The following is a 25641-nucleotide window of genomic DNA, read 5'->3' on the forward strand; positions in this document are numbered from 1 at the left end:
TCCCTCCTTATGGATTTAGGCTGAACGAATCGCACTCCCCACCTTCAATGTACTCTAATGGTAGGTATAGGGAGCGGGGGGTGAGTAGGGCATAGGCGTATTGTTTTTTTGCGTCAGCAAAAACAATACGCTTATGGATGACGAATCCCCAAGATTTTCTGATAGAATTATTTGATATTGACCATCAATGCCATAAGCGAAAACCAAGCTAATAGGTATATGTTGCAAGAGAAAGATTTGGGTCTTGGGAACCAGGACTCCTGCCCTTGGAGGGAATGTCAGACCAACTAGAACTACGGAGTTCTCTTGGCTATTCCCAATGAATTGGGAAGCTCCGTCCGTCTTACGGCGGAGTAGTTCACCTCTCCAACAACGCTAGATTAACAGATCGTTGTTTTATAGCAATCCTGAATCATTCGTGAAAAACAAGATCCCCGACTTCTTTAAAGAAGTCGGGGATCTGCGGGTTAGAATACTCTTTGGGCTATCCTCAGTTTGGCCGATCGCGATCGCAGGTTATTGAGAATTTCTTTTTAGCAGTAACTTTAACAAATGTTAAGGAGTTTAGATTATTCCTACACCAGAACAAAAAACACAGTGCTACATATTGTGCTGCTGGTTTACTAAGCTTTACTTGCCTATTAATATCGTTCGTATGGATGAACGGACAAAAAATCTATTTTTATTAGCAGGTGAGGAAAATATCGTAGAGATATAGCCTAACGGTAAATGGAGATACATAGGATGAGCAAGCCTAATTTTCATGCAATGAGTCAGAAAGAGTTACATGATTACGTTCTTGCTCATCGGGAAGATCAGGAAGCCTTCTACGCTTATGTGGATAAGCTACATATCGAAGGTAATTGGATTGAAATGCCAGCGTTACAGCCAGAACAGGATTTAGAAAATTATCCTAAGTTCATTGAGCGTATTCGCAGCAGTTCTGAGCCACGAGATGGAGCAGTTTAAGGCTGGATTGTAGTTACAGCACCTTTTGGGCTATCCTCAGTTTGGCCGATCGCGATCGCGGATTATTAGCAATTTCCTCTTCTGATGCAATAATCGGCTTTTTTGTCAAGACCTTTAATAAAGGTGAATTTCTTAAACCATGCTTCACCGGACGGTCTTCTAAACTGTGAAAACTGATAATCGCAATTCTGCCACCAGGGACAAGGGCATTTGGTGCTTTATCTAGAAAGGTTTCGAGGGATTTTAACTCATCGTTAACGACAATTCGCAGAGCTTGAAAAACACGGGTAGCGGGGTGAATTCTACCATAACGGTATTTAGGGGGAACTGAAGAAGCGATCGCTTCTGCCAACTCAACAGTTGTGTGCAAAGGACGCCGTTCCACAATGCGTCTAGCAATGCGCCGCGATAATCTCTCCTCACCGTACTTAAAGAAAATGTCTGCTAAATCCGCTTCATCCCAATTATTAATCACATCGGCAGCAGTTAGCGATCGCCCTCGATCCATTCGCATATCTAAATTCGCGGATTGGCGAAAGCTGAAACCCCGTTCTGCCTGATCTAAATGGTAAGAACTTACTCCCAAATCGGCGAGGATACCATCGAAAGTGTTAGGGGTAAACTCGTAGGCAGCAAAGTTGCTATGAATAAATTGTACGCGATCGCTATATTCAGCTAAATTCTTCTGCGCTGCTGCTAAAGCATCTTCATCTTGGTCAATCGCCGTTACCCGCACATCCAATCCAGCTTCTAAAATCAAGCGACTGTGACCACCACCGCCTACCGTCACATCTAAATAATGCCCGCCTGGACGTACCGTCAAACCCTCAATTACTTCCCGACCCAAAACGGGAATATGGGAAAAATTCTGCGCTTCAAGTCCCTGATATCCAGCTTCCATATAATAATTGAAGAAGTGCAACAAAATGAAACATCAAGTAAAATCCCTCCTCTGTCACCCCCTCTCCAACATACCCCTGTATGGGCAATACATGTAGACGCTCTCAAGGTAGCTTCCCCTAAAAGTATTGCCCCTAATAATCTGCCCAGTTGAAATTGACGGGTTACGGCTGACGCTTCCCTGTCACCGCGTCTGACCATCGATACCCTTAACAGATTACTACAGTCCTTAGTTTGGCTTCACAAACAAGATAAATTGGGTCTGGTTGGCATCTGGGCGGTTCAATTCCAAATTTTGCCTTTGGCACGCTACACGAACACAACAGGAGAACACAAAATCTATGACCAGACTAGAAACCCGCACTGAACCAATGCTGCTAAACATGGGGCCACAACACCCCTCAATGCACGGGGTTCTGCGGCTAATTGTCACCCTGGATGGCGAGGATGTGGTTGACTGTGAACCGGTTATCGGCTACCTACACCGGGGAATGGAAAAAATCGCCGAGAACCGTACTAATGTTATGTACGTTCCCTACGTCAGTCGCTGGGACTACGCTGCGGGAATGTTCAACGAAGCCGTTACTGTCAACGCCCCAGAAAAGCTTGCAGGTGTCGCTATCCCCAAACGCGCTAGCTACATCCGCGTCATCATGCTGGAGTTGAACCGTATCGCTAACCACTTGCTGTGGTTTGGCCCCTTCCTCGCTGACGTGGGCGCTCAAACTCCCTTCTTCTACCAGTTCCGGGAACGGGAGATGATTTATGATTTGTGGGAAGCCGCCACAGGTTATCGGATGGTGAATAACAATTACTTCCGCGTTGGTGGAGTAGCAGCCGATTTGCCTTACGGTTGGGTAGATAAGTGTACGGAATTCTGCGACTACTTAATACCCAAAATTGATGAGTACGAACGCTTAGTAACCGATAACCCCATCTTCCGGCGACGTATTGAGGGTATTGGTACTATCACCCGTGAAGAAGCAATTAACTGGGGACTTTCTGGGCCAATGTTACGCGCATCTGGCGTGCAATGGGATTTGCGGAAAGTTGACCATTACGAATGCTATGACGATTTCGACTGGGACGTGCAGTGGGAAACCGCCGGTGATTGCTTTGCCCGTTACGTGGTACGGATGCGGGAAATGCGCGAATCTGTGAAGATTATTCGCCAAGCAATTAAAGGACTTCCTGGCGGCCCTTACGAAAATCTGGAAGCTAAACGTTTAGCCGCAGGTAAAAAATCAGAATGGGACGCATTTGATTATCAATTCATCGGCAAAAAAGTTTCCCCTACTTTCAAGATTCCCAAGGGTGAAATCTACTCTCGTGTAGAAAGTGGCAAAGGTGAATTGGGAATTTATTTGGTTGGCGATGATAATGTCTTCCCCTTTCGTTGGAAGATTCGCGCAGCCGACTTCAACAACCTCCAAATTCTCCCACATTTACTGCGCGGAATGAAGGTTGCAGATGTTGTGGTCATCCTCGGCAGCATTGACATCATCATGGGGTCTGTGGATAGGTAGATAATATCTATCTAAGTATTTTTTAGAGCAGTTGTATTACAGTGCAACTGCTCTATTTTTTTAGGATTGGGTAAAACTGCTGATTTTATCACAATACGTTTGGGTTAAGGCTTTTTCCTTCCTAACCTTTCTTTTGAAACTTGTTATTAGCAACATCTTTATAAATCTTCCGCTTCGTTGCCATCCCGCCTGGGAATAAATTCCAAGGCTAATAGCTAAAGTCCTCTCAAGAGGACTAAGGGACTGACAACAAATAAATTACCCAATCTTGTGGGGTGGGCATCTTGCCCGCCTCTGGCTTAAGGCTCTCGTGTCGCCCACCCCACAAGAAGTAGTTGAGTATTTTTTTATTTGTCAGTCCCTAACTCGTGCGTAAGTCCTATATTACAAAAATGTGGGTAAGAAGAAGCCAGTAGGGACGCACAGCTAGCTGTGCGCCCCTACCCGTGTATCTCATTCAAATGAGAAACGCTATAACATAGGTACGAAATATTTATAAATGCTCTGTTTTTAAGAGTTTTAAATAATGCCCCGGATTTTTGACAACATTGATTTACAACTGCTACCGATTTTACGAGAAACTCTCAAAGTCTCTTATCGGGCAGATTTTTGCGTTGGCTACTTCAACCTTAGAGGTTGGCGAAGAATTGATGATTTAATCGAACAGTATGTTGGTAGTGAAAAGGCTTGTTGCCGTTTGCTAATCGGGATGCAAAGCTTACCCAGTGATGAAGTTCATGCGGCATTTAGCCTTGGTAGTGTTGATGGACGGATTGATAACAGTAGCATTGTGCGGTTTAAAAAACGCATGGCTTCGGAATTTCGCAAGCAGTTGACTATCGGTGCGCCGACTAATCAGGATGAAGCGGGGTTGCGGCGGTTAAGTCATCAGCTAAAAAGTCAGAAACTAATTATTAAACTGTTTCTCCGTCACGCCCTCCACGCCAAGTTATATCTTGTGCATCGTAATGATCCCAATACTCCAACTGTGGGATTTTTGGGTAGTAGTAATTTAACTCTTCCAGGATTGGCGAAACAAGGGGAGTTAAATGTTGATATTTTAGATCACGATGCTTGCAATAAACTGCAAAAATGGTTTAGCGATCGCTGGCAAGATTACGGTTGTGTAGATATATCTCAAGAACTAGCAGAGATTATTGATCAGAGTTGGGCAAGAGTTGAGTTAGTTTCACCTTACTACATCTACCTGAAGATAGCTTACCACTTATCCCATGAAGCGATCGCTGGACTTTCAGAATTTCGTATACCCCGCGAATTTAACAATTTGTTTGACTTCCAAAAAGCCGCCGTGCAGCTAGCAGCGCGTCATGTAACTAGGCGTGGTGGCGTGTTAGTGGGCGATGTGGTTGGTTTGGGTAAAACTTTAGTTGGAACCGCCCTAGCTAAGATATTACAAGAAGATTGTTATTTAGAAACATTGATTCTTTGCCCGAAAAACTTGGTGCCAATGTGGCAAGAATATGTAAATAATTATCGGCTACTTGCCGAAGTTATGTCCATTAGTCAAGTACAAAATAAGCTACCAAAACTCCGCCGTTACCGAGTTGTGTTAATTGATGAAAGTCACAACTTACGTAACCGCGAAGGTAAACGTTATCGAGCGATTACAGAATATATTGCTGCTAACGAAAGCAAATGTATTTTATTATCTGCTACTCCTTACAATAAAAGTTATCTTGACCTTTCAGCCCAACTGCGGCTATTTGTGCCAGAAGACGAAGATTTAGGGTTAAGGCCAGAAGCTTTAATTAATCAACTTGGTGGCAGTTCTATCGGAGAATTAGAGTTTATTAGAAAGCATCAATGTTCTGTGCGTTCCTTAGCTGCCTTTGAGAAAAGTGAACATCCTGATGACTGGCGAGAATTGATGAAGCGTTACATGGTGCGGCGCACTCGCTCTTTTATTAAAGATAATTATGCCCATACAGATGAAACAGGGCGGAAATATTTAGAATTTTCTGATGGCAGACATTCTTATTTTCCCCAGCGCGTACCTCGGAGTCTCAAGTTTCCTTTACAAGGTTCTAACACTGACTTTTATTCTCATCTTTACTCAGAGTTAGTAGTCGAAGTAATTAATCAACTTAATTTACCTCGTTATGGGCTAGGAAATTACGTTATTGCTAAACCCAAACAACCCGCTACAGACACCGAGCAACGCTTTATTAATAGCTTATTTCGTGGTGGTAGGAGGTTAATGGGTTTTTCTCGCACTAATTTGTTTAAACGTTTAGAAAGTAGTGGTGTTGTTTTTATCCAATCAATTCAACGCCACATTTTACGGAACTTCATTTATTTATATGCCTTAGAGCAGGGGCTTGATATTCCGATTGGAACTCAGGATGCTGAGTTATTAGATACAAGGAATAATGATGAAGATGCTGATTCTGTGGCAGCAGCTTTGTTTGATACTGAAACGGAAGAAGATGATTCTACTACTTTGCTGCAAGTAGAGACAGAGGAAGGAGAAGAAACTGCTTTTTTTAACGACGATGACAAGGCATCTAAAACAGAGAAAGTTTTTCGTCAAAGAGCAGAGTCAATTTACCAAGAATATACAAGCCGATATCAACGACGATTTAAGTGGTTGCGTTCTACACTTTTTGATATTAAAAAACTGAAACGGGATTTGTTAGAGGATGCCAAAGCACTGATTAACGTGTTGCAAGACTGTGGCGAGTGGAATCCTCAAGCAGATGAAAAACTTGCTGCTTTAATTAAACTGCTAACAAAAACTCATCCTAAAGATAAAGTACTAATTTTCACACAGTTTGCCGATACAGTCCGCTACCTTGCAGATAATTTGCAGTCGAGTCATATTACTAATGTAGCTGGGGTGACAGGTCAATCTAAAGACCCGACAGTAATGACGGGAAGATTTAGCCCTGTGAGTAATGGAAAACGTGAGCAAATTTCATCATCAGATGAGTTGCGTATTTTAATAGCTACCGATGTTTTGAGTGAAGGTCATAATTTGCAAGACTGTGCAATTATCGTCAATTGGGATTTACCTTGGGCGATTATTCGTTTAATTCAACGCGCCGGAAGGGTAGACCGCATTGGACAAAATGCTGACCAAATTCTTTGTTATTCTTTTTTACCAGCCGAGGGAGTAGAACGGATTATTAATTTGCGGGGACGACTCCGCAAACGATTGCAAGAAAATGCGGAAGTGGTAGGAACTGATGAAGCTTTTTTTGAAGATGATGATGCACGGGTAATTCTTGACCTCTACAACGAGAAATCTGGAGTTTTAGATGGTGAAGAAGATACAGAAGTTGACTTGACATCTGAAGCATTTCAAATCTGGAAAAAAGCCACTGATGGTAATCCCGGCTTGAAAAAGACGATTGAAGAAATGCAAAATGTGGTTTATTCTACTCGCGCCCATACTTCTCAACCTGTGCAACCGGAGGGGGTATTGCTTTATATGAAAACCACTGAGGGAAATGATTCTTTGATTTATGTTGACCGCGATGGAAATAGCGTTACTCAATCACAATTAACAGTTCTTCGGGTGGCGGCATGTGAAGAATCTACCCCAGCGATACCCAGAGACAAACAGCATCACGAGTTAGTGAAAAAGGGCGCTGAATTGATTGCTGAAGAAGAGAAAAATGCCGGCGGTCAATTGGGGCGACCATCAGGTGCAAGGTTCCGCACTTATGAACGGCTGAAGGGTTATGTTGAAGATATGAAGGGAACACTATTTGTTAGTGAAGAACTTTTAAAAGCAATTGATGAAATTTACCGTTATCCTTTGCGACAGTCAGCCATTGATACTCTGAATCGTCAACTGAGAAGCGGGGTTAATAATCAGCAGTTGGCTGAGTTAGTCGTGTCGCTACGGATAGATGACCGTTTGTGTATTGTGACTGAAGAAATGGAGAAGCGAGAACCTGAGATTATTTGTTCTTTGGGATTATTCGAGGGTTCCTAATTCGTAAATTAAAGTTTGTAGTAAGGACTTTAGTCCTAATAATCCTTGTTTTGAACGATGATACCTCGTTCCCAGTCTCCGACTGGGAATGCCTATTTTGAGGCTCTGCATAAGTTGCCAGAAGTAAAATATAATCATGATAAATTGACTGTTCTTAATGTATTAGCAGATTGGGAAATTACGCCAGCAGATATATTTAGTTGGTTAATGGTGAAATAGTTGAAGAAGAATTCAGAAGTCAGAATACTCGTTCCCAGTCTCCGACTGGGAACGCATTCATTGAGTCTCTGACTCAATTTCTGATTGGAGGCAGAGCCTCTAATCAGGCATTCCCAGTCGGAGGCTGGGAACGAGATAAATAGAAATAGATTCGGGAGCGTCTCAGATATAGTAGGTTGGGTGAGCGGAGCGCAACCCAACATATATCAGGATGTTGGGTTACGCAAAGCCTCCACCCAACCTACAATTTTTTTACTGATTTTACTTGCGTAAAATACTCAAATGAGAAAGCAAAAGCTTCTTTTGAGTAAGTAAAAGCTTGTTTTGCTTGCAGAAAACACCAAAATGAGTAAGCAAAAGCTTGTTTTGAATAAGCAAAAGCTTCTTTTGAGTAGTAAAAGCTTGTTTTGCTTGCGGAAAACACTAAAATGAGCAAGCAAAAGCTTCTTTTGAATAAGCAAAAGCTTGTTTTGCTTGCGGAAAACACTAAAATGAGCAAGCAAAAGCTTCTTTTGAATAAGCAAAAGCTTGTTTTGCTTGCGGAAAACACTAAAATGAGCAAGCAAAAGCTTCTTTTGAATAAGCAAAAGCTTGTTTTGTGAAAGCATTTAAGTATTTTGAGAAAGTAATTAGGTATTTTTATAAAGCAATGAGGCTGTTTTGATAAAGTAATCAGCAAATATACGTGACGATTAAAAATTGTGGCTGCACAAATAAAGTCAGCGCTGAAATAAATCAATAACTTTGGGTAATATTACTCAACCTTAATCAAAGATAAAGGATTTATAAAGGTATCAAGAGCATGGTTAAAAATTTAACTCGTATAAATAGGGTATTTTAAAGTCCGCGCTGGTGGATTTTATTTTTAGAGCCACAGATTTCTTTTCTGAGTGGCTAGTTTACCATGCTTGTTTTTCCCCAAGCTATTTAAGGTAAATTATGTCACTTAATTTTCAACGAACACGCGATTTACTCTATAACTTTCAATTTAGTGATTTGTTTATAGAAGAATTAGGTTGGTCTAAACCTTCCAGACAAAAACCTGTCACCTTAAAGATTGAGAATAAGTCATATCTATACCAGAAAATTGCTGAACTTTCAGGTGTTGCAATCTTTGAAATCACCGCAAAAGATGGGAAAATACCAGACGCTAAAGCTAGAGTTGATATTCACAAAGAAATTACTAAACTCATAGCTGAAAATCTCTTAATCTTTATTACCCAAGAACGCACGCGTAGTCTTTGGTATTGGGTGAAACGAGAAGGAAGTAAAAGCTTTGTTCGTGACCATTTATATGTGAAAGGTCAACCCGGAGATTTATTTTTAAGCAAGCTTGGTTCTTTAGTCATTGATATTACTGAATTAGAACATGGGGAACCGACTGTTGTCGAAATTGCTTATAAACTACAACGTGGGTTTGATGTTGAGCCAGTCACTAAGAAGTTTTATAAGGAATTTCAAGAGCAACACCAGAAGTTTTTGCTGTTTGTTCAAGGAATTGATAATGAGACAGATAGACGTTGGTATACATCGGTAATTCTCAATCGCCTGATGTTTGTTTATTTTCTCCAACGTAAGGGTTTTATTGATAATAAGGATTTAAATTATCTTCAAAATAAGCTGGAGTTAAGTAAGCAAAAAGGTGATAATTATTTTTATAGTGAATTTCTCAAGGCTTTGTTTTTTGAAAGCTTTGCTAAACCTGAGATTGACCGCGATTTATCTGTACAGGAATTGGTAGGAAAGGTTAAATATCTGAATGGTGGTCTATTTCTCAAACATCATATTGAAGATAAATATGATATTTCTATAGTTGATGAGGCGTTTGAACAAGTTCTAGATTTATTTGAGCGTTATTCTTGGAATCTGGATGATACGCCGGAAGGGAAAGATGATGAGATAAATCCCGATGTTTTAGGATATATTTTTGAAAAATACATTAATCAAAAGGCTTTTGGAGCATATTATACTAGACCGCAGATTACAGAATATCTTTGTGACAGAACTATTCACAAGTTAATTGTAGACCGCGTAAATGATACGCTATCTGATAAGTATAAGCCATTTGAGGATATCAATGAACTTCTCATCAAGTTGGATACAAATGTTTGTCATCTGCTAATGGAAGATATTCTTCCTAATTTATCAATTCTTGACCCAGCTTGCGGTTCGGGTGCTTTTCTTGTGGCGGCGATGAAGACGCTAATCCAAGTTTATAGTGCGGTAATTGGGACAATTCAATTGATGGGTAATTGCTCTCTGAAAAAGACGCTTGAAGATATCCAAAGTTCTCATCCATCAGTACTTTATTTTATCAAGAAGCGGATTGTTTCTGATAACCTCTATGGTATAGATATCATGGCGGAAGCAACAGAAATTGCTAAATTACGTCTTTTCTTAGCTTTGGTTTCTTCGGCTCACGATGTGGAAGAGTTAGAGCCTTTACCTAATATTGATTTTAATATTATGGCGGGTAATTCGTTAATTGGATTGATTAAAGTTGATGATACTGCTTTTGATGCTGTGGGAAATTCACTACAAGGAAATCTATTACAGTCTTTAGCCGCAGATAAATATCAGAAAATTCTGGAAGAAAAGAATAAATCTGTTGAACTGTACAAAAAACACGCTTTTTTATCTAAAGAATTACCCGATACAGATACTCCTCAAGAGATTCGATTGATACACATCCGCACAAATATTGAGGAACTCAACAACAAATCGCAAGAAAAGTTAAATGTTTTGCTGTTGGATGAGTTTAGTAAGCGTTTGGGTATCAAGTATGAGGAAGTTCAGTTAACTGGAAAATCACTGAAGCGGGTTTTGAAGGTTGAGGATATTGCAGCTTTGAAGCCCTTTCACTGGGGTTATCATTTTGACAAGGTTTTAGAACGCGGCGGTTTTGATGCAATTATCACGAATCCACCTTGGGAAGTATTTAAGCCGAATGCAAAAGAATTCTTTGCCCATTACAACGATTTAGTCACAAAGAAGAAGATGGACATTCATGCTTTTGAGCAGGAACAAGAAAAACTTCTTAAAGACTTAGAAATTGCTGCGGCTTGGCTAGATTATCAAAAACAGTTTCCTTACATCAGTGATTATTACCGTTTATCTGAACAGTATAAAAATCAAGTCCCTATTATAAACGGTAAAAAAGTAGGCACTGATATTAACCTTTATAAAATATTTTTGGAGCAGTGCTTTAATTTATTAAGTCCAGGTGGTGAGTGTGGCATCGTTGTTCCTAGTGGTATCTACACCGACTTAGGAGCAAAAAAACTACGGGAAATGTTATTTAATCAAACTCAAATATCTGGATTATTCTGCTTTGAAAACCGTAAAGAAATCTTTGAAGGAGTTCATCGTAGTTTTAAGTTTGTTGTCCTCACATTTGAGAAGGGTAGTAAAACTGAAGAATTTCCAGCGTCATTCATGCGCCATGATGTGCAGGAACTGCAAAACTTTCCCAATGATGAAAGCTTCTCTATCAGTGTTGAATTAGTACGCCGTTTCTCACCTGATTCTATGTCAATAATGGAATTTAGGAGTAGAGAAGATTTAGACATTACTGAAAAGTTACTGAGTTATCCATTGCTCTCTGATTCTCACTTGGGTTGGGGACTTGAGCTTTACGGTGAAGAGCTTCACATGACTCGCTCAAAAAAGTATTTTCAGCAATCAGCAACTAAGTATGCCTTATATGAAGGAGGAATGATTTGGCATTTTAAGCATGACTATGATAAACCTCATTACTGGATTAAAGAATCAGATTTAAGAGAAGTATTTTTGCATAAACGTGCGAAAAGAATAGGATTTAATGGGAAAGTTACCGAAGATTTAAAAAATGATTATGAGGTTTATAGACTGGCAATACGCAAAATAGCTTCCAACACCAATGAAAGAACGTTAATATCTACTGTAATTCCAGCTTGGTCATTTGCTGGTAACTCGCTTACAGTAAATTTTCCTTTCCATCACAATACAGATAGATATAACGATTTAAGAATATCAAATTCGGAGTTACTCGTTCTTTCTTCATTACTAAATACCTTCGTAGTTGACTATACTCTTCGCTCACGTATGACTACGAATCTTAATTCTTTTTATCTTTACCAGTTACCCGTCCCACGTTTAACAAAAAACGATCGCTACTTCAACGATATTGTACAACGCGCTGCCAAACTCATCTGCACGACACCAGAATTTGATGAACTCGCGCAAGAAGTCGGTCTAGTTTCCCATCAACAAGGCGTTACCGATGAAACAGAACGCGCTAAGTTACGCGCTGAACTTGATGGGATGATAGCACACCTTTACGGTTTAACTGAAGATGAGTTTAGCTACATCCTCACTACATTTCCGATTGTGAATGCAACTGTTAAAGAAGCAGCATTGTCAGCTTTCCGTAGCTTTGCGCCAATGTTTGGAGATTCAGAAATATTAGCATCTATCTAATCGCGGAAGAAAACCTCACCCTGGTTATGCTACGCAAAACCTGTCCCTCTCCTTAGTAAGGAGAGGGATGTTTGTTAGGACGGGGTTAGGTTAAAATGAATTGTTGGTATAAATGCAAGAATGTGTTTATATAAGGTCTAATAAATTACTATATAAATCCGGCAGCATTTACTTAGTCGTAATTATAATATAACTGTGCAAATTCATTCTGACTCAGAATTTCACCATAGCCGCGATCGCCGTGAACAGGGTTTGCAAAATTTGCTCGATCGCCTTGTTAAAACAATGCAGCGCGATCAGTTAGTCCGGCAAACAACTAATCAACTCAGAGAATCGCTTCAGGTTGATCGCGTGGTGTTGTATTATTTTTACGGGCAGTGGCAAGGACAGGTGACTTTTGAATCTTTGAGTTCTAAAGAATTCTCAATACTTGGTTCCACTGGCCCAGATGATTGTTTTAACAACGAGTATGCTGGTTTATACTTAGGAGGACGGGTAAGAGCGATCGCTGATATTCAATTAGAGCCAATCCAGCCTTGCCACCGCGATTTTCTCCGCAATATGCAGGTTCGCGCCAACCTAGTTGTACCAATTTTGATTAAGAGAGGATTATGGGGATTGCTAGTAGCACATCACTGCCAAAGTCCTCATCATTGGTCGCCATTAGATATAGAAATGATGCAAACAGGGGCACAAACTCTCGCAACAGATCGTAACATTCTGGAGAGTTAAAAGGGCGGTTAGAAACCGCGTCTACACAAGCAAAACCCACCTTCGTGGGTTGGAAATACTCAATTTGATTTTTATATAAGGAGAAAAAATTGTGAAATTTGGTTACACGGTCATTTGGGTAGAGGATGTAGTTAAGACGGTTGAGTTTTACGAAAAAGCTTTTGGTCTAGTTCGTCGCACTCTGTTAGATAAGGGGCAATCTATCTGGGCGGAAATCGAAACCGGAAGCACTACACTAGCTTTTTCCTCCAGTAACGAAGCGCAGAAGTTATTTCCTGGCGGCTTCCATGCCAACGATGCCACACAATCACCAGCATTAATCCAGATATCATTTATCACTCCTGATGTTGGTAGCGCTTATATGAGAGCAATCGGGGCAGGCGCAAAAACACTAGATGCCCCTAAAACCCATCCTGGGGGACAAACTATTGCTCGTGTCCGCGATCCCAATGGCGTGCTGGTGTCGTTGGTGAGTGCCTAAGTTGCAAGTTGTCTTACTTGTACTTAGTAGTTGCTGCTGAAAGAAGCTTTTATAGTTTAATTTGGCGTTGGACACAATTGATTGCCCAAGCGATCGCGATCGCTTGGGCAAAAATCAATACCTAATAAACTATTTTTCAGCAGGCAGAAGTAATTTAATTTTTAGACTTCCTTAATAAAGAAATTAGTCTAAGTAAACAAATATAAATTAACGCACCCTACAATTTAAATTTCTTAACATAGTTATAAATATTTCCACTTACCTACTTATTAATATTAAAGATAATGGTAAGGGGATGAATGAAGAAGTCAAACAAAAGCTTTTTGATCATTTGTTTACCACTAAAGCCGTTGGTAAAGGAACAGGATTAGGATTAGCGATCGCTCGTCAGATTGTCGAAGAAACCCACTGCGGAAAATTGAGTTTTAGTCTGTTCTGGGTGAGGGTACAGAATTCTTCATTGAAATCATGGTGTAAATTTTTGCTTTTAGAGGTTATTTATAAAGGTTTATCCGCTTACTGCGACCCGCAGGCTAACACGACAATGAAAAGTGAGTATCGCGAGTTGGTGAATGAAGTCCTAAGAAAAATAGGACGAAAAAACAAACACAGATAAAATAGGTGATATGACTTTGCTGGCAAGAGCGGAAAAATTTATTAAGAGTCAAGGCCCTGAGTGTATGCCTAATAAATATGGAATTAAGACACTAAAAGGTATTTTAAAGGCTTCTGGCTTATTTGAAATTACCGAGCCTCAAGATAGGGAGCAGAATAGCGTCTTTATTTTATATAAAAGTAAACTTCCGCACTAACAAATAGCTGCACTAAACGACAGGTTTAAATTTTTACACTTCGGTTAAATTGATTGTGCTGCTGGCAAGCATTTATTATCTGTACTCCCCAATATCAAATTTTATGGATTCAAATCCAGCATTGTGTGCAGCGATCGCTCATCAGATTACCACCACTCCTCAACAACGAATTACTTTCGCCCAATTCATGGATATGGTATTATACCACCCTGAACACGGCTACTATTCCAGCGATGCAGTCAAAATTGGCTTTCAAGGTGGTGATTTTTTTACCTCTCCAAACCTCTGTGCTGACTTTGGCGAGTTACTAGCAGAACAATTTTTGCAAATGTGGGAGATTTTAGGAAAACCTGTACCCTTTTCTTTGGTAGAAATGGGAGCAGGTCAAGGATTGCTGGCATTGCATATCCTCAAATATCATCAGCTACGCTACCCAGATTTTTTTAGGGCGCTGGAGTACATCATTGTTGAAAAGTCCCCAACTTTAAGACAAGAACAGCAGCAACGCTTGCAAGATTTACCTGTGCGTTGGTGCAATCTAGAGGATATACCACCGAATGCGATCGCAGGCTGCTTTTTTTCTAATGAGTTAGTAGATGCTTTCCCCGTGCATCAATTCATTCTAGAAACGGGAGAACTGCGAGAAATTTATGTGACAATCCAACCTCCTTCCCAAGAAACTAAGGGTGAATCTTTCTCCCCTCCCCGCATCGGGGAGGGGTTGGGGGAGAGGTCAAATTTTGCATTTGTAGAAGTTACAGGAGAACCTTCAACGCCCCAACTAGCTGAGTATTTGAATTTACTGGGAATCAACTTTGCTCAAAGTGCATATCCAGATGGCTATCGCAGTGAAATTAATTTGGCTGCTTTAGACTGGTTGAGTATAGTAGCAGACCGCTTGCAGCGCGGCTATGTGTTAACAATTGATTATGGCTACCCCGCAAGTCGTTACTATAATCCCAGGCGATCGCAAGGAACGCTACAGTGTTATTATCATCACCGTTTCCATGACAACCCCTATATCAATATTGGAAGACAAGATATTACTGCCCATGTTGACTTTACGGCTTTGGAACGCTGGGGCGAGAAGTACAATTTAAGGAATGTTGGTTTTATTCAGCAGGGATTATTTTTGATGGCGTTGGGGTTAGGCGAACGCATTGCTGCCCTTCGTGATCAACAGCAATCCCTCTCACAGGTACTAAAGCGGCGGGAGGCACTACACCAACTTATAGATCCCACAGGACTAGGTGGTTTTGGAGTCCTAGTTCAAAGCAAAGGTTTGGACAAGAGAGAAATTTCTCAACCACTAAAAGGATTGACTCTGCCAGAGTAAACGTAAAAAAAGAAAAGTTAAAATAGCATCACAGTGATTACTGTAAAGTTAAACACACTACAAAAGTAATAATTATGAACACTCACGACCTTTTAATGCTAGTAACCTTACTTACTCCAGGTATTTTACTTTCAGTGATAATTATGGCGACTTTTGCTGCTGGTGGTTGATTGCCAGAGTTAGGGAGTAGGGAGTAGAGAAACTGGGATTTGCGATCGCATCTTAAATCTTAAATAACTACTTCCTTTATTAATTTGAATCAAACAATGCGATCGCGATGTCCACGATGGTCTGTTCGCGCAGCGCCTCCAAGAGTTAAGCCTGAATTTATACTCGCTCCGCCAGAAGGAAGCTACGTGGAATAATTCTAAAATCCAAAATCTAAAATTAAATGACACAGCTAGTGGCTTGATTGCTCTTTTCTTCAATCCAAAATCCAAAATCCAAAATCCAAAATTGTTTGACGCTGTACCAAAGGAACATGAAAAATGAAGGTGGCATTTCTGGGAACTGGACTGATGGGACTACCAATGGCTCAAAGGTTATTAGCCGCAGATATACAGCTAGTTGCCTACAATCGCACCCCAGAAAAATTAGCGCCACTACAAGCAGCTGGGGCTGAAATTGCTACACATCCGCGCCACGCCATTCGTGCTGCTGAGTGTGTAATCCTCATGCTTACTAATGCCTCCGCTATTTATAATGTGTTGCTTTCAGATACTGCTTGGCAAACTCTAGAAGGGCGCACGATCATCCAAATGGGAACAATTACTCCCACAGAAAGCCAGGAAATTAGAGATGCAGTTGTTGCAGGTGGTGGTGAATATTTAGAAGCACCCGTATTAGGAAGTATCCCGGAAGCAAAAGCTGGCAAGTTGAGCGTTATGGTAGGCGCCGAACCAGAACAATATGAACGCCACTTCAAGTTACTCCAAAATTTTGGGACAGAACCTTTACTTATCGGGCGAGTGGGATCTGCGGCGGCGCTGAAATTGGCACTAAATCAACTAATAGCTTCTTTAACAACTAGCTTTGCTCTGAGTCTAGCTTTTGTCCAGCGTCAGGGTGTCGATGTGGATGTGTTTATGCAAATATTGCGCGACAGTTCACTCTACGCACCTACTTTTGACAAAAAGCTACAACGGATGTTGGATGGCAATTATGCTGATCCCAATTTCCCCACAAAACACTTGCTTAAAGATACAGAATTGTTTATCTCGGAAGCGAAATCTCAGAATTTGGATCTCAGCAGTATTAAAGGAGTGCGGCAAATCTTGCAGACAGCCGTGAAAATGTCATTTGCTGATGATGATTACTCATCACTATTTTCTGTAATTAAAGAATGGGGAGAAGCGATCGGGGAATAAATTTTCGTAGAGCCTGGGCGAATAGAATAGAGCCTCCGGCACGCTGACGCGTAGCTTGCTTCTCCGTAGGAGTACGCGGCTATACAAACAAAGCCCACCTGCGTGGGCTAAGAGAACATTAAGGTTTTTAACCCGCGTTCGCCCTTGGCGTTTCGCAGGAAAGGCGGGTTTTGCCTGTATAGAGGCGGTTTCTAACCGCCCTTTTAACGTTAAGTTGACTGAATCCTTAATAAGGATATTACTGTCCATTAATAGTAGTTGATGGTGGCAATTGTGGAGACTCAAGCTGAGGCTGCGGTTGCGGATTGAGAAATTCTTCCCAAGCCTTAATTTGCTCTCGCGCCGCACTGTAAGCAGCACTACCGCGTGGAATCGATTTGGCAATGTCAATCCCTCTGGCCATATCAGACTGACCTTGAGAGCGTGCTATTTCTAACAATTGCTGACTCCACTGGTCAATAGCCTGATTCGCATCCATACGTAAGATGCTACTGTCTGAAACTCGATTTGCCAGCCGTATTGCCTCAACTAAGGCTTCTGGCGTACCAGCCGCGCCCACTTCCTGTGCTTTTTTCCAGTTTTCTGTGGTGCGGATTTGCCCTTCCCAGTCATTTATCGCAGCTTGTGCTTCCCCAGAAAGCGCCCTTCCCGACGAGGCAATTTGTTGAGCTACCCCAATGGCGGCGGTGAGATTTCCACTTTGAGCCAGTTCTTGTGCCTGATCTAAGTAGGGCTGGTCTTGAATTCGCTGAATCTTTCCTATCCAAGTGCGAATTTTTTTCCGTGCTTCTGGATATAATGCACGACCTTTACGGATTTCGCTGGCCTGAGCGATCGCAGCTTGCAAGGAGTTAATATCCTCAAATACGGCTATCTGGTCAGCGCGGTCTAAGTAAGGTTGGTCTTCAATTGTCTCCACTTGGGCACGCCAGCGATCGCTCTCTTGCCTAGCTTCTGTGCCTCTGGGATTACTAGCAGGGATGAGATCCACTTGGGCGATCGCTGCTGTTAAATTAGGGACTGTTCCCTGACTAGCCAATATTCTCGCTTTTTCCAGATTCGCAACATCTTCAATTTCCACCTGCCAACGAGCAATGAGTTGCTGTGCTTCGTTATACACTGGTCTGGAAGGATCAATTTGTTGTGCTTGGGCGATCGCTGCCTCTAAACCAGAAACATTACCTATCCAAGCACTCCTTTTCGCATCAGCTATGGCGATAAAGTCATCTATTTCGGCTTGTATTTTTGCACTTTCCGGTATTTGTCTGGCAATATTCAGCGCCTCATCCGCATCCCGCTTGTCTAGTTTTGCCTCTGCCAATTCCAGCATTTTGCGTCCAAATGCGGGAATCGCTGACTGAGCTTTTTGGTAAAGGTAACTTTCCTGCCCAATCGACTCGGCTAGCTTGATCGCTTCTAGTAAATTATCGACTACTTTGCTACTTGCTAAGTTTTCAGCTTTTCCTAACTTATCGCCATCTTCCCGCGCTGTCGCAATTAGACGATTCAATTGGTCGTATTTAGTACCCGCCCAGTATTGATTGTCTACGCGCAGCATTTTCGCGGATAACATGAATGCCGATTGCCAGCGCCGTTCTCGCACTTCGGCGATCGCACCGTTGTATGTAGCTTCTGCCTTTGACCAAATCGACTGCCATTTGCCAATTTGCTCATCGACTAATTTATAAGCTGCCACGTCTTGGGGTATTTTCTCAGCAGTAGCGATCGCTTCATCTAAATTCCCTGTTTGGAAACTTTGATCAGCTAGCTTCAAAATATCCCGTGACCATTCTTCTATGAAACGATCAATTTCTCCATGCAACGGGTGATTTTGTGGTAGTTGCTTCACCAGAGCGATCGCTTGCAATAGGTCGTTCACTGTCTCCTTAGAAGCCGCCAACTGAGCGCAATGTAGCCGCACAGAAGCACTAGCTAGCGGCCAGAAAATCGATGGGCAATTAGGGGCAGCTGGCAACTTCAGCAGCATTGCCATTGCCAGGACTCCTACACTGCCGGGAATTAACATTAGCAGTACTAGCCACAACGTCCAGCTTTTCATCCAGCGTGGCCATTTCCCAGAACTTCTACTTAGTTGGGCAGTTTCTTCTGAATCGCTATTTATATGTAATCCTTCTCTACGAGACGCTTTGCGATCGGTATCGTTTTTTTTTCGCCGCTTCACTGACTTGGAGGTAGAACCAGTAGCTGGAACACCAAATGGTTGAGTTTCACCGAATTCTTCTGTTCGGGATAATCTTGTGTTTTGATCTGGCTCTCTTCCACTGGCTGAAGACCAACTGTCTGGAATATCCCGCTCTGTCATCTCTCACACCAAAATAATTGAATAGCGCTCTGTTTTAGATTGATAATTTCATTGTTGACATAGTAACTTTCTCGTGATTAAAAAGCTACTTTTTGATTATCTCTCTCCACAGAATACCATTATTAATCTCAAAAATTAGTGCTGTTTTATACTTTATTCTGAAACAGTAGATTCAGCTTGCAAATCGGCAATGAGTTGAGCTAACTGATCGCTATTTGCCTGGTAAACAGTGCCGCAAAACTCGCAAGTTGCTTCAGCGCCATCATCTTTAATAATCATATCTTCCAGTTCGGCTTCTCCCAAAATCTTCAGTGCCCCCAAAACGCGATCGAAAGAACAACCACAGTGGAAGCGCAGCATTTGCCGTTCGGGAAAGATTGACAGCCCCATGTCTCCCAACAGGTCGCCAAAGATTTCAGTCAATGACTTCCCAGCTTGCAACAATGGCGTAAATCCTGCTAGGCCAGCTACCCGTGATTCCAACGTTTCTACTAGGGCTTCGTCTCTGGCAGCTTTGGGTAATATTTGTACCAGTAACCCTCCAGCCGCAGTTACTCCACCTGCTCCTACGAACACACCTAAAACTAAAGCTGAAGGTGTTTGTTCGGAATTTACCAGATAATGAGCCACATCATCCCCAATTTCTCCAGAAACTAGTTCAACAGTACTAGAGTAGGGATAACCATAACCGATATCTCGCACAACGTAGAGGTAGCCGCCACCCACCGCACCACCAACGTCTAGCTTACCTTTGGCATTGGGAGGCAATTCCACAGATGGATTCCCGACATATCCGCGTACCGTACCATCTAAGCCTGCATCTACTAATATGCCACCCAAAGGCCCATCGCCCTTGACTCGGACATTTACCCTCGACCCAGTTCGCTTCATACTAGAAGCCATTAACAAGCCTGCCGCCATAGTCCGACCTAGTGCTGCCGTTGCCACATAGGAAAGCTTATGGCGTCCCCGTGCTTCTTCTGTTAAACGTGTGGTGATCACACCTATGGCACGAATTCCACCTTCGGCTGCTGTTGCACGAATTAACTGATCCGCCATGAATAACCTTACATTTCTTAACAAGTTCACTTTTTCTATTCTAAGTTCTCTGCTGCCAGAAAAGTGACGCGGTAATAATCAGTGATTGTATTTGCAATATTAGAAATAGCGATGTCTCACCTTTAGGTAATCGGATAAAAATGCTGGGTAATTTTCAACAAAGCCAACTACGGATCGAAATCGAAGCATCAACAGATGCAATTCGTGAGAGTCTGCTGCATCCGGTGCAACTAGAAAAATGGCTCTTAGGGCAACGCTTTGCGCCAGGAATGCCAGAAGAACTGCTTCCCGGATTCCAGTTTACTACCTGGACTGGGCCAGTTGCGATTCATCATCAAGTAGACGTTGTGAAATTCAACTGCCTCCGCTTAGTACTTAGCGGAGGCATTGACGGGTTCCACGAATGGTACTGGGGAGAAGGTTGGGTACAATCCCGCTTGGAAGGAGTTTCAATTTTGCCCTTGAATTTGGGTCAAACGCTGAGTTTATTGAGCTTGCGTCAGTTTTTGGCAACTCAAGGGCGTTGAATTGACTGACGTAAAGGGATTGGGGATTGGGGATTGAGCATTGGTTATTCTTTGCTTTATTAATAGGACTTACGCAAAACTACACGCGGTAGGGGCAATTCATGAAATGCCCCTACCTAAAAATCATTCTTTTCAGCTATTGTTTGCGTAAGTCTTGATTAAGCTAATTAGAGCGATCGCCCCGGTATATCCCATCTGCTGATATTGGTTCATTTCCTGCCTAGCTTAATTCAGCAAAGGCTTCTGCTTCTTGCACTTCTGTCTGAGTTGTAATTCCCCTGTCCCGATAGTCCCGTTGGTTGCGACTAATATCTGCTTTTACAGATGCGCGTAGGCGTAGCCAGTCGTAGACATCGCCTGTTATATTGCATTGGACTCAGTAGCCATTTGAATTTTTAGCGCTTTGAGTTGTGCATCGATTTGCGATCGTCATAACTGATTCTGCCGAGTATTGCCGTCTTCTCTTTAAATGAGCTTTTTTGCAAAACTCCCATAATTTGGCGTTTTCGCCATCCAGGGTGAAAGCGATCGCTTTTGCTTTTATTACAGATTAAGTGCCTTGACTATATTGAGTATGTAAATATCAAGTTTATATACAGCTAGGTTTGATATATCAATTGGCGCATTTTACTATAGTATCAAATCTTTATAATTTTATCTGAAATTTTATCTTTTCTTTATTTACTTTCAAAAAATTTGTATTAGCAGAATAAAGCTTTTTCAAACTAATTAATAATTAAGCAAACTTAGGAGTTTTTTTATCAAGATAAATTATATATTTTGAATTAATGGGTGTATAAAATGATGATTTTAAAAACTACATTTTTATATAATAATACTTATTCAAAAATCAGAATCCCAGTTTGGAGTTTTATAAATTTATTGAAGCACTAGTGGTATAAAAAACTTGTTTAATTTGCTTGATTATATCTTTAATTCTAGGCATTTTGGTTAATTTATCAGTATTAATACTTAATCAGCTTAATTTATCCATTTTTGGATAAAATTAAACTTTTAGAGCGCCATACTTATATCAATATATATTAACGCCTACGATTTTTTGATAAATTCAAGCTTATTTGTAATTAAATTTGTATAAATACTAACTATGTAATATCTGTTTTGATGATGTGTAATACACATTTCTTAAACAATTAGTTGCTTGACCTATTTAGCAAAAGCAGTACAATACTTACATGATCACAAAAAAGTTACAAGATATACAGTTTACGTTTATATCTAGTAGTTTGGAGTGACCTGATTTTAATCCCAACAATCAAGTGAGAACTAAAAATATGCAAAGCACACTATTTACCGAATTAACCGCTAGTGAAGAGGCCAACCTATCTGGTGGTGGTGGTAATCCTCCTGGTGGTAATCCTCCTGGTGGTAATCCTCCTGGTAAAAAGGATAAGGATAAGGGCGGTTTCTACAGTAAGATTGGAGACGTTACCGGCGGTACGGTCGGCGATACCACTATCAGTGCAGATAACATCATCAATGTAGGAAATAAAACAAAATCGTGAAAATGATTGATTAAGTTCAGTAGAAGGGAAATAATAAACGCAAAGACACGATTAATCGCGTCTTTACAGAGATAAGATGTTTACGGTAAAAATAATTTAACCTGCGTCAACAGGGTAAATTACTTTTACGTTTGGCTTAATTGCTAATTGACTTAGTTTTAGAAGCTTACGCGTAGAATCTTAACAGACGTTCATTATTACCCACCTGCTTTTGTTAACAAACTTAACAAAAACTGATTGACTGTTGTTTCATAGCCACAGTCAATCGGGATTTTTAGGGCTTTTTAGTGATGCTTTTGCGGATACGATAGCCTGTAGCATTGGACTCAGTAGTCATTTAAATTTTTAGCGCGTTGAGTTGTGCATCAATTTGCGGTCGTTGTAACTGAATTCTGCCGGATATTTCCGAGTATTTGGCTTTTTTTACTAGTTGAAGATCGACTTTATTTATCAAAATTTAAAATTCATGAATGACAGCGAAACTCTTTTTACTGATCTCACTTTAAACGAAGAATCAAGTCTGTCTGGAGGTAAAAAATCTCCTAAGACTGAAAAGCCTCATAAGCTGGCGAAGAAAAAAAATATCTATTCTAATGGAAAGATTATTGGGGTTAGCTATAGCACAGTTAGTGGTAGTAGTGTCGTTTTTGGTAATTTGGGTGATGTAAGAGGCGTTTCTGCGGATAATATAACTGTCATCTCTGATGTAGTCATATCGGTTAATGATTGAAGTTTTAAAATTAGGCATCAGGGAGCGATAGCTGACATCATGACTTTAATCAGGGCAATAAACGTTGATACAAGATGTATCAACGTTATTTAACAAAGCAAATTTAAGATAACCAATAAAAGTTGATAATGATAACCCTCTAAGTCTTAAAATCACCAAGATTATATCTATTGATATAACAAAATATACCCATTCTGGTACACGCTAGCTCTCGTTGTTGAAATATTACAAAAGAAGCAAGTATGTCTGGAGGGAAAAACTTGGCAAGGATAAAAAGCCTAATAAGCAACCCAAAACTGTAACCATAAATTATATCAATTTTTATGGAAATATTGCTGGCGCAGGCAGTGGTGCTGCTTCCGGTGGTTCCATTGGTGGCAACTCTGGATCTCCCACTGGCGGCTCTGGTGTAGTTATAGTCGTTTGATTTAAAGTTTCCAAATCATGCCTGATATGAATTAGCAATGTTTCTTCTTTAATCAGTATGAACCATCTAGCTTCAGCAAAAACCACGCTGTTATTGGGATTGAAAATTTAAATGTATCCCAACCCTACAAGGGTTGGGATTAGGTTTGAGAGAAAGCCGCATATTGCGTTAGATTAGTTAGTATGTTAATATCAAGGTTATATACAGCTAAGTCTAAATAATTAGCGTATTTTAGTAGTAACACCAAATCTTGATAATTTTTCTTTAAAATTTTATCCTTTCTTCATTTATTTCCATAAAATTTGTATAATCAATATAAAACTTTTTTCCAATTAATAAATCTTTGAGCGAAGTAAACCCTTTTATATTAAAAGAAATTATATCTATTCAAATTAATGTTGTATAAAATAATTACCGCAAACAGATTATTACGTACTAAGTTTCTTCAAAAATACAGAATCTCAGTTTTGAGTTTGATAAATTTATTTAAGTATAACTCGTATAAAAATGTTCTTTGGTTTCCTTGACTATATCTTTAATCCTATGTATTTTCGTTGATTTATCAGTATTAATACGTGATAAGCCTAATCTATACATTTTTGACAAGATTAAGTTTTTAGCTCGCTATATTTATATCAATATATATTGACCCCTGCGATTTTTTGATAAATCAAAACTTATTTTTAATTAAGTTTGTATAAAGAAGAACCATGTAGCATGGTGCTTTAGACGTGTAATACATATTTCTTAAACACTTCCTTGCTTGATATATTGAGCCAGGGCCTTATAATACATTTAGTGGCACAAAAAAGTTACCAAAGATACTTTGGAGTGACGCGACTTAAAATCCCAATAATCAACTGAGAACTAAAATCATGGAAAGCACATTATTTACTGCCTTAAGCCCCACCGAAGAAGCGAACCTATCTGGCGGTAATTACAAGGCTCCCACCAAGAAATACTACAACAAGAAGGTTACAACTATTACCTTGACTGGCGGCAATGGCGGCAATGGCGGCAATGGCGGTGCTGGCGGCGCTGGCATCAACAATACCGGCAAGGGCAAGGTTATTGTTAAAGACAAAGCCGAAGTTAAAGGTGGAGCTGGTGGAGCTGGTGGAGCTGGTGGAGATGGTGCGCCAGCCATCAAACTTGGATAGGGCAATAGGCAAACCTTTGAGGTTTAGTAAAAGGGAAACAATAAACGTCAAGACATGATTAGCACGATTAACTGCACCTTTAAAGAAATAAAGCGTCACGTTTGAAATAATTTACCCTGTTGCCGCAGGTTAACCTACTTTTGTACGTGCCTTAATTGCTAATCGACTTAATCCTAGCTAGCTATTAGCTGTTTCTTTATCGCAGTAATCTTAACATAGCTAACATAGGTTTATTAGTACCCACCTACTTTTCTTCAACAAAGTTAACATTGGTGTTGCCCACCAGCAACCGTAGGTAAGGTTCAGCAGCGCTTTTTCCTAAACATACTGCTCACCTTTGAGTAGTGCAGTAGGGAAATAAGCGCTGCTACTTGATAAACAAGGTAAACATACCAAAATTCCTGATATTTTCTCTGTTGAGATATCGAATCTAACGATTTTGGTACGTGTTTGCTCTGGTTATTTTAAGTAAAAACAGCTTTGTTAAAATCAAAATAAAAGTTCAAAACTGATAATTGGCAACTCAGGTTAAATATGGAAAGCACTCAAACATCCCCAATGTTTATCTCACTCAATGAAACCGAAGAAGCAAACTTGTCTGGTGGTGAGGTTAACGTTACTACTACAGTTATAAAGAACGGAGCATCTGGAAAAAACGGAGCACCGGGAAAAAACGGAGCACCTGGATTAACCGGAGGATCTGGAGGAAAGGGAGCACCTGGAGGAAAGGGAGCACCTGGAGGAAACGGATCACCCGCAGTAAGAATAAAGGGAGCATCTGCGCGACGTATACAAAATCTGCTCAGATCGATTTTGGGAAGTCTATTCTTCGGACTATAAAAGTCTATGAGAATGATAAGACAAAGAGGCTATTGGTGAAATTTTTAACTATGCAGGGATAAAACTCTGCTATTTTTTTGGGTTTTGTCAAGTTGCTGACCCAACCCAGATGTTGACATCCGTTATGTCTCTAAAAAAAGTTAATCAAGGGTTGGTCAGATAAACCCGCATAGCGCATTTTAATAGAAATACCCAATTATTATCAATTTCCTCTAAACTTTTACTCTTTCTTCATCTATTTGTAAAATATTTGTATAATTAACATAATAAAGCTTTTTTCCAATTAAT

General features: G+C 40.6%; 22 protein-coding genes and 1 pseudogene. 18 read left to right on the plus strand and 5 right to left on the minus strand.

Annotated elements, in window-relative coordinates:
- The first annotated feature begins 571 nt into the window (after positions 1-571).
- A complete protein-coding gene (locus HWQ23_RS33600) occupies positions 572-718 on the plus strand; it encodes a DUF6888 family protein (RefSeq protein ID WP_375466649.1) in 147 nt (48 codons plus the stop codon).
- Positions 719-744: 26 nt separating this feature from the next.
- Entirely contained in the window at positions 745-969 is a 225-nt protein-coding gene (locus tag HWQ23_RS06605; protein ID WP_292825308.1) for a DUF6887 family protein, read from the plus strand.
- Positions 970-982: 13 nt separating this feature from the next.
- On the opposite strand, the gene rsmH is transcribed toward HWQ23_RS06605, so the two are convergent.
- Positions 983-1870 (minus strand): 16S rRNA (cytosine(1402)-N(4))-methyltransferase RsmH, encoded by an 888-nt coding sequence (rsmH, locus tag HWQ23_RS06610; protein WP_292825311.1) that lies wholly within the window; start codon positions 1868-1870, stop codon positions 983-985.
- A 340-nt stretch (positions 1871-2210) separates the two neighbouring features.
- Here rsmH and HWQ23_RS06615 point away from each other — a divergent pair, with 340 nt between their 5' ends.
- The 3 genes from HWQ23_RS06615 to HWQ23_RS06625 all read left to right on the plus strand — a co-directional run bounded on the left by HWQ23_RS06615 (position 2211) and on the right by HWQ23_RS06625 (position 7575).
- Positions 2211-3395, plus strand: a complete 1185-nt coding sequence (locus tag HWQ23_RS06615) for an NAD(P)H-quinone oxidoreductase subunit H (RefSeq protein ID WP_292825314.1) — start codon at positions 2211-2213, stop codon at positions 3393-3395.
- Positions 3396-3921: 526 nt separating this feature from the next.
- Positions 3922-7356, plus strand: a complete 3435-nt coding sequence (locus HWQ23_RS06620; protein ID WP_292825317.1) for a helicase-related protein — start codon at positions 3922-3924, stop codon at positions 7354-7356.
- 57 nt (positions 7357-7413) lie between these two features.
- Positions 7414-7575 carry a hypothetical protein gene (locus tag HWQ23_RS06625; protein WP_292825320.1) on the plus strand — a complete coding sequence of 54 codons (162 nt, stop codon included), beginning with the start codon at positions 7414-7416 and terminating at the stop codon, positions 7573-7575.
- A gap of 241 nt (positions 7576-7816) precedes the next feature.
- Here HWQ23_RS06625 and HWQ23_RS06630 read toward each other — a convergent pair whose 3' ends face one another.
- On the minus strand, positions 7817-8011 hold the full coding sequence (locus HWQ23_RS06630; protein WP_292825323.1) for a hypothetical protein: 195 nt from the start codon (positions 8009-8011) through the stop codon (positions 7817-7819).
- Between HWQ23_RS06630 and HWQ23_RS06635 the strand changes: the two genes are divergently transcribed.
- From HWQ23_RS06635 to HWQ23_RS06670, 8 genes and pseudogenes are all read left to right on the plus strand, one after another.
- Positions 8004-8177: a hypothetical protein gene (locus tag HWQ23_RS06635; protein WP_292825326.1), complete on the plus strand. Its 174-nt coding sequence runs from the start codon at positions 8004-8006 to the stop codon at positions 8175-8177. The two genes, HWQ23_RS06630 and HWQ23_RS06635, sit on opposite strands and share 8 nt — an antisense overlap.
- Positions 8178-8514: 337 nt before the next feature.
- Positions 8515-12033 carry an Eco57I restriction-modification methylase domain-containing protein gene (locus tag HWQ23_RS06640; RefSeq protein WP_292825329.1) on the plus strand — a complete coding sequence of 1173 codons (3519 nt, stop codon included), beginning with the start codon at positions 8515-8517 and terminating at the stop codon, positions 12031-12033.
- 195 nt (positions 12034-12228) lie between these two features.
- Entirely contained in the window at positions 12229-12765 is a 537-nt protein-coding gene (locus tag HWQ23_RS06645) for a GAF domain-containing protein (protein ID WP_292825332.1), read from the plus strand.
- A 91-nt stretch (positions 12766-12856) separates the two neighbouring features.
- Positions 12857-13246, plus strand: coding sequence for a VOC family protein (locus HWQ23_RS06650; RefSeq protein ID WP_292825335.1), 390 nt, complete (start codon positions 12857-12859; stop codon positions 13244-13246).
- Positions 13247-13514: 268 nt separating this feature from the next.
- Positions 13515-13723: pseudogene (locus tag HWQ23_RS33605) on the plus strand (ATP-binding protein); the annotation flags it as partial.
- A gap of 149 nt (positions 13724-13872) precedes the next feature.
- The gene (locus HWQ23_RS06660; RefSeq protein WP_292825340.1) at positions 13873-14058 is read left to right on the plus strand and encodes a hypothetical protein; all 186 of its coding nucleotides are present in this window, start codon (positions 13873-13875) and stop codon (positions 14056-14058) included.
- A 103-nt stretch (positions 14059-14161) separates the two neighbouring features.
- A complete protein-coding gene (locus tag HWQ23_RS06665) occupies positions 14162-15394 on the plus strand; it encodes a class I SAM-dependent methyltransferase (protein ID WP_292825342.1) in 1233 nt (410 codons plus the stop codon).
- Positions 15395-15882: 488 nt separating this feature from the next.
- Positions 15883-16761, plus strand: coding sequence for an NAD(P)-dependent oxidoreductase (locus tag HWQ23_RS06670; protein ID WP_292825345.1), 879 nt, complete (start codon positions 15883-15885; stop codon positions 16759-16761).
- 238 nt (positions 16762-16999) lie between these two features.
- Here the strand turns inward: HWQ23_RS06670 and HWQ23_RS06675 are convergent, their stop codons facing one another.
- Both HWQ23_RS06675 and hslO read right to left on the minus strand, forming a co-directional pair.
- On the minus strand, positions 17000-19084 hold the full coding sequence (locus HWQ23_RS06675; protein ID WP_292825348.1) for a chromosome segregation ATPase: 2085 nt from the start codon (positions 19082-19084) through the stop codon (positions 17000-17002).
- A gap of 153 nt (positions 19085-19237) precedes the next feature.
- A complete protein-coding gene (hslO, locus tag HWQ23_RS06680) occupies positions 19238-20143 on the minus strand; it encodes an Hsp33 family molecular chaperone HslO (protein WP_292825351.1) in 906 nt (301 codons plus the stop codon).
- 140 nt (positions 20144-20283) lie between these two features.
- On the opposite strand from hslO, the gene HWQ23_RS06685 reads away from it, so the two are divergent.
- From HWQ23_RS06685 to HWQ23_RS06695, 3 genes are all read left to right on the plus strand, one after another.
- Positions 20284-20670: a hypothetical protein gene (locus tag HWQ23_RS06685; RefSeq protein ID WP_292825354.1), complete on the plus strand. Its 387-nt coding sequence runs from the start codon at positions 20284-20286 to the stop codon at positions 20668-20670.
- Positions 20671-21965: 1295 nt separating this feature from the next.
- The gene (locus tag HWQ23_RS06690) at positions 21966-22196 is read left to right on the plus strand and encodes a hypothetical protein (RefSeq protein WP_292825357.1); all 231 of its coding nucleotides are present in this window, start codon (positions 21966-21968) and stop codon (positions 22194-22196) included.
- 466 nt (positions 22197-22662) lie between these two features.
- Positions 22663-22926 (plus strand): hypothetical protein, encoded by a 264-nt coding sequence (locus tag HWQ23_RS06695; RefSeq protein WP_292825360.1) that lies wholly within the window; start codon positions 22663-22665, stop codon positions 22924-22926.
- Between the two features lie 321 nt (positions 22927-23247).
- Here the strand turns inward: HWQ23_RS06695 and HWQ23_RS06700 are convergent, their stop codons facing one another.
- Positions 23248-23439, minus strand: coding sequence for a hypothetical protein (locus HWQ23_RS06700; protein WP_292825363.1), 192 nt, complete (start codon positions 23437-23439; stop codon positions 23248-23250).
- A gap of 789 nt (positions 23440-24228) precedes the next feature.
- On the opposite strand from HWQ23_RS06700, the gene HWQ23_RS06705 reads away from it, so the two are divergent.
- Together HWQ23_RS06705 and HWQ23_RS06710 are read left to right on the plus strand one after the other, a co-directional pair.
- Positions 24229-24513 carry a hypothetical protein gene (locus tag HWQ23_RS06705; RefSeq protein WP_292825366.1) on the plus strand — a complete coding sequence of 95 codons (285 nt, stop codon included), beginning with the start codon at positions 24229-24231 and terminating at the stop codon, positions 24511-24513.
- A 534-nt stretch (positions 24514-25047) separates the two neighbouring features.
- The gene (locus HWQ23_RS06710; RefSeq protein ID WP_292825369.1) at positions 25048-25353 is read left to right on the plus strand and encodes a hypothetical protein; all 306 of its coding nucleotides are present in this window, start codon (positions 25048-25050) and stop codon (positions 25351-25353) included.
- The last annotated feature ends 288 nt before the right edge of the window (positions 25354-25641 follow it).

The organism is Nostoc sp. JL33, from assembly GCF_017114985.1.
GTDB lineage: Bacteria > Cyanobacteriota > Cyanobacteriia > Cyanobacteriales > Nostocaceae > Nostoc.

Excerpts from the sequence above, each read along its gene's own strand:
- HWQ23_RS06605 (WP_292825308.1), top strand. The coding sequence starts at position 745 with ATGAGCAAGCCTAATTTTCATGCAATGAGTCAGAAAGAGTTACATGAT.
- rsmH (WP_292825311.1), bottom strand. The coding sequence starts at position 1,870 with ATGGAAGCTGGATATCAGGGACTTGAAGCGCAGAATTTTTCCCATATT.
- HWQ23_RS06615 (WP_292825314.1), top strand. The coding sequence starts at position 2,211 with ATGACCAGACTAGAAACCCGCACTGAACCAATGCTGCTAAACATGGGG.
- HWQ23_RS06620 (WP_292825317.1), top strand. The coding sequence starts at position 3,922 with ATGCCCCGGATTTTTGACAACATTGATTTACAACTGCTACCGATTTTA.
- HWQ23_RS06625 (WP_292825320.1), top strand. The coding sequence starts at position 7,414 with ATGATACCTCGTTCCCAGTCTCCGACTGGGAATGCCTATTTTGAGGCT.
- HWQ23_RS06635 (WP_292825326.1), top strand. The coding sequence starts at position 8,004 with ATGAGCAAGCAAAAGCTTCTTTTGAATAAGCAAAAGCTTGTTTTGCTT.
- HWQ23_RS06640 (WP_292825329.1), top strand. The coding sequence starts at position 8,515 with ATGTCACTTAATTTTCAACGAACACGCGATTTACTCTATAACTTTCAA.
- HWQ23_RS06660 (WP_292825340.1), top strand. The coding sequence starts at position 13,873 with ATGACTTTGCTGGCAAGAGCGGAAAAATTTATTAAGAGTCAAGGCCCT.
- HWQ23_RS06665 (WP_292825342.1), top strand. The coding sequence starts at position 14,162 with ATGGATTCAAATCCAGCATTGTGTGCAGCGATCGCTCATCAGATTACC.
- HWQ23_RS06670 (WP_292825345.1), top strand. The coding sequence starts at position 15,883 with ATGAAGGTGGCATTTCTGGGAACTGGACTGATGGGACTACCAATGGCT.
- HWQ23_RS06675 (WP_292825348.1), bottom strand. The coding sequence starts at position 19,084 with ATGACAGAGCGGGATATTCCAGACAGTTGGTCTTCAGCCAGTGGAAGA.
- hslO (WP_292825351.1), bottom strand. The coding sequence starts at position 20,143 with ATGGCGGATCAGTTAATTCGTGCAACAGCAGCCGAAGGTGGAATTCGT.
- HWQ23_RS06685 (WP_292825354.1), top strand. The coding sequence starts at position 20,284 with ATGCTGGGTAATTTTCAACAAAGCCAACTACGGATCGAAATCGAAGCA.
- HWQ23_RS06690 (WP_292825357.1), top strand. The coding sequence starts at position 21,966 with ATGCAAAGCACACTATTTACCGAATTAACCGCTAGTGAAGAGGCCAAC.
- HWQ23_RS06695 (WP_292825360.1), top strand. The coding sequence starts at position 22,663 with ATGAATGACAGCGAAACTCTTTTTACTGATCTCACTTTAAACGAAGAA.
- HWQ23_RS06705 (WP_292825366.1), top strand. The coding sequence starts at position 24,229 with ATGGAAAGCACATTATTTACTGCCTTAAGCCCCACCGAAGAAGCGAAC.
- HWQ23_RS06710 (WP_292825369.1), top strand. The coding sequence starts at position 25,048 with ATGGAAAGCACTCAAACATCCCCAATGTTTATCTCACTCAATGAAACC.